Origin of the sequence: Caulobacter sp. 17J65-9 (genome assembly GCF_010975005.1) — a bacterium.
In the GTDB taxonomy this organism is placed as follows: domain Bacteria; phylum Pseudomonadota; class Alphaproteobacteria; order Caulobacterales; family Caulobacteraceae; genus 17J80-11.
Genome location: NZ_JAAIVC010000254.1, coordinates 1 through 3,602, shown reverse-complemented (window position 1 = coordinate 3,602; position 3,602 = coordinate 1). Strand labels below are relative to the sequence as shown.

The window sequence follows — 3,602 nt, the reverse complement described above, 5'->3', positions numbered from 1 at the left end:
GCGCCGGGTCGAGCCCGCGCCGCGTCCGGCGGCTCCGGCCCCGGCCCCGTTCGTGGAGCTGTCCGGCACGGCCACCGTGCTGACGCTCGGCGCCCACATGTGCAAGTGGCCGATCGGCGACCCGAGCTCCAACGAGTTCAGCTTCTGCGGCCGCCGCGCCGGCGAGAGCCCGTACTGCGTCGAGCACGCCCGGGTGGCCTACCAGCCGGCCCAGAAGGGCAAGAAGGGCGGCGCCAACGAACTGGCCCGCGCGCTGCGCCGCTACATCTGATCCCAGCGATCAGGCGAGACACACGAAAGGGCGGGCCGAAAGGTCCGCCCTTTCTCGTTGCGGGCAGAGCTCTTCCTTCTCCCCTTGCGGGAGAAGGTGGCCGGCGGAGCCGGCCGGATGAGGGGTGTCTGCGCCGAGGCGTCAGGATGAAGAGCATTGTTGGGCTGATCGCGGCCGGCGTTTGCGCCGTCACCCCTCATCCGACGCGCTCCGCGCGCCACCTTCTCCCGCAAGGGGAGAAGGGAGGCTGTAATCAAGGCTTCGCCTGCGGTTCGTCGACGCCGGGCGCAGTGCTGGCCGGGCGCTGGCCGGCGGTGGCCAGGGCCTTCACGGCGAAGGCGGCGGCGGCCAGGGCCAGCAGGATGGCGGCGTTGAGCAGGTAGGGGCTGGGCGCGCGCCACTCGTAGAGCGCCACGCCCACGACCGGGGCGACCAGCCAGCAGGCCCCGTTGACCGCGGCGACCGCGCCGGCGACCGCGCCCTGCTCGGTCGGGCCGACCGCCAGCGAGGCGCCGGCGGTGAAGCCCGGGCGGGTGAAGCCGTAGCCCAGGCTCAGCAGGGCGAAGCCGATCACCACCCCGTAGTAGTCGTGGGCGAAGCCGGCGGCCAGGTTGCCCAGCAGGGCCAGCGCCGCGCCCCAGCGCAGCAGGGCGCGCGGCGACAGGTGCAGCAGGCGGATCAGCCCCCACTGGGCGGCCAGGGTCGCCGCGGCGCCGCCGAACATGGCCAGGCCGATGAAGGACTGGGCTTCGGCCGGGCTCATGTGCAGCCGGTCGATGACGTGGAAGCCCAGCACCTGGCCGTTCACCGCCTGGGCGCTGCCGGCGGCCAGGCCCCACATCAGGAAGGGCGCGACGCGCGGGTCGCGCCACAGGCCGAGCTTCGGCGCGGTGGCGTGGGTCGGCCTTTCGCCCTGCGGGGTGGCGATGTAGTCGCCGGCCGGCAGCCAGCGCCAGGCGGCCCACAGCACGCAGACGCCGATCACCGCGAAGCAGAACATCGGCCCGGCCAGGCCGACGCCCGGCAGGACGAAGAAGGGCGCCAGCGCAGGTCCCGTGATGGTGCCCAGCCCGAAGGCCGAGGCCACCAGGGCCAGCGCGTCGGTGCGCTCCTCCGGGGCGGTGCGGTCGGCGACATAGGCCTGGGCCGAGGTGCTGGCGGCGGAGCCCAGCAGTCCGTAGAGCGAGCGGGCCACCGCCATGCCGGCGAACACCGCGACCGGGACGGCCAACTGGTGCAGGCCGGCCAGCACCACCAGGCCGAACAGCAGCATGGAGACGGTGTAGCCGCCCAGGCCGAGCAGGATCATCGGCCGGCGTCCGACCCGGTCGGATTTTCGCGCCCACAGCGGCGCCGAGAAGGTCCAGAACAGGGCCGAGAGCGAGAACACCGCCGCGATCAGGGTGTCGGAGACGCCGATCTCGCGGCCGATGGCCGGCAGCACCGAGACCAGGGCGTTGCCGCCGGCGGCGGTGGACATCAGCGCCGCGAAGACGACGGCGAAGGCGCGGCGGCGGGCGAGATCGGGCGCGGACACGAGCTGAGCCTTACGCCCGTGTGAGGGGCGGCGCAAACCGGCGATCAGGCGGCCAGCTGCAGCAGGACGTCGAGGTCGACGCCGTTCAGACCGAGCCAGCCCGCGGCGGCGGCGAAAGTCCGAAAGGCGCGGGTCTCGGCGATGCGCCCCTCGCCGGCCGTCGCGAACGCGGTCCACAGCTTCATCAACGGCTCGCTGGCGAGGGCCGGGCTGACCAGGGCGATGCGTCGGTCGGGGCGGGCGTCGCGCATCCGCTCCGGCCCACGAAGCGCGTGGCGCAGCCGCGCCATGGCCGACAGCGGCAAGCCTTCGACCGACGCGTCCCCGCGGAAATACGCCAGGGTGTGCCGGTCCGGGGTGATGACCGAAGCCTCCGCCGCACGCGCCACCGCGTCGAGGTCCTCGCCGGTCAGTCGACCGGCGACCACGATCAGGTTCACCTCTGGACGGGTCAGGCGGCGCGCCGTTACGGACATGGCGGCCTGATAAGCGGCTCGCACGGCGACGCCAAGTCCCCGCGTTCTCCGCAACCGCGCTTTAATGATTAACGTTCAGGTTGGCCCCGAAACCTAAGCTCGGGCCGTTCCCATGTTCCAGATCATCGGCATCGTCGTGCTGTTCGCGATGGTGTTCGGCAGCTACATCATCTCCGGCGGCAACATGGCCGTGATCATGCACGCCCTGCCGCATGAGATGATGGCCATCGGCGGCGCCGGCGTGGCCTCGTTCCTGATCTCGAACAAGACCTCGACCCTGAAGGCCACCATGGGCGGCTTCGGCAAGGTGTTCGCCGGCCCGAAGTGGAAGGGGACGGACTACCGCGACCTGCTCTCGCTGATGTTCGTGCTGACCAAGACGATGAAGGCCAAGGGCGTCATCGCGCTGGAGAGCCACATCGAGAACCCGCACGAGAGCGCCATCTTCACCCGCTTCCCGAAGGTGATGAAGGACCACTTCGCGCTCGACTTCATCTGCGACACCATCCGCATGATGACCATGAACCTGGAGGATCCCCACCAGGTCGAGGACGCGATGGAGAAGCAACTCGAGAAGCACCATCACGAGGCCCTGGCCCCGGCCCACGCCCTGCAGAACCTGGCCGACGCCCTGCCGGCGCTGGGCATCGTCGCCGCCGTGCTGGGCGTGGTGAAGACCATGGGCTCGATCACCGAGCCGCCGGAAGTGCTGGGCGGCATGATCGGCGGCGCCCTGGTCGGCACCTTCCTGGGCGTGTTCCTGGCCTACGGCCTGGTCGGCCCGATGGCCACGCGCCTGAAGGAGGTCGTCGACGAGGAGGGCTCGGTCTACAAGATCATCCAGGCGGTGCTGGTCGCCCACCTGCACGGCAACGCCGCCCAGATCTCGGTCGAGATCGGCCGCGGCCACGTGCCGAGCCCGGCCCAGCCCAGCTTCCTGGAGCTGGAAGAGGCGCTGAACGCCCAGCCGCAGGACGTGGCCCAGGCGGCGTAAGGGCAACAACCTGCGCCGCAATCACGCATCCGTGAAATCGCCTCTTGCGAGTGTGATGGAACTCGCGATATTCCGTAGCTGGAGCACGGGATTCCCATCCTGGCGCTCTTAACCTTCTGAAGGGACCTGGGAACATGATCCGTAAGCTCGTCGTCGCCACCGTCGCCATCGCCGCTCTGTCGGTCGCCGCTTGCCAAAAGAAAGAAGAAGCTCCGGCCGCCGCCGAGCCGACCGCCGAAGCCACCGCTGAAGCCCCGGCCGCCGACGCCGCCGCTGCTCCGGCCGCTGACGCCGCTGCTCCGGCCGCCGACGCCGCTGCCGCTC

The 3,602-nt window shown here is 71.0% G+C and carries 5 protein-coding genes; 3 read left to right on the top strand and 2 right to left on the bottom strand.

Going from position 1 to position 3,602, the window contains the following annotated elements:
- The coding region (locus G3573_RS20815) for a GcrA family cell cycle regulator (protein WP_276208766.1) at positions 1 to 271 on the top strand (271 nt) is incomplete at its 5' end.
- A gap of 253 nt (positions 272 to 524) precedes the next feature.
- On the opposite strand, the gene G3573_RS20810 is transcribed toward G3573_RS20815, so the two are convergent.
- Positions 525 to 1,808: an MFS transporter gene (locus G3573_RS20810; RefSeq protein WP_163263566.1), complete on the bottom strand. Its 1,284-nt coding sequence runs from the start codon at positions 1,806 to 1,808 to the stop codon at positions 525 to 527.
- 44 nt (positions 1,809 to 1,852) lie between these two features.
- A complete protein-coding gene (locus G3573_RS20805) occupies positions 1,853 to 2,284 on the bottom strand; it encodes a hypothetical protein (RefSeq protein ID WP_163263565.1) in 432 nt (143 codons plus the stop codon).
- A 112-nt stretch (positions 2,285 to 2,396) separates the two neighbouring features.
- Between G3573_RS20805 and motA the strand changes: the two genes are divergently transcribed.
- Both motA and G3573_RS20795 read left to right on the top strand, forming a co-directional pair.
- Positions 2,397 to 3,278: a flagellar motor stator protein MotA gene (motA, locus tag G3573_RS20800; protein WP_163263564.1), complete on the top strand. Its 882-nt coding sequence runs from the start codon at positions 2,397 to 2,399 to the stop codon at positions 3,276 to 3,278.
- Between the two features lie 134 nt (positions 3,279 to 3,412).
- Positions 3,413 to 3,602 (top strand): hypothetical protein (locus G3573_RS20795; protein WP_163263563.1); only part of this gene is annotated, 190 nt, incomplete at its 3' end.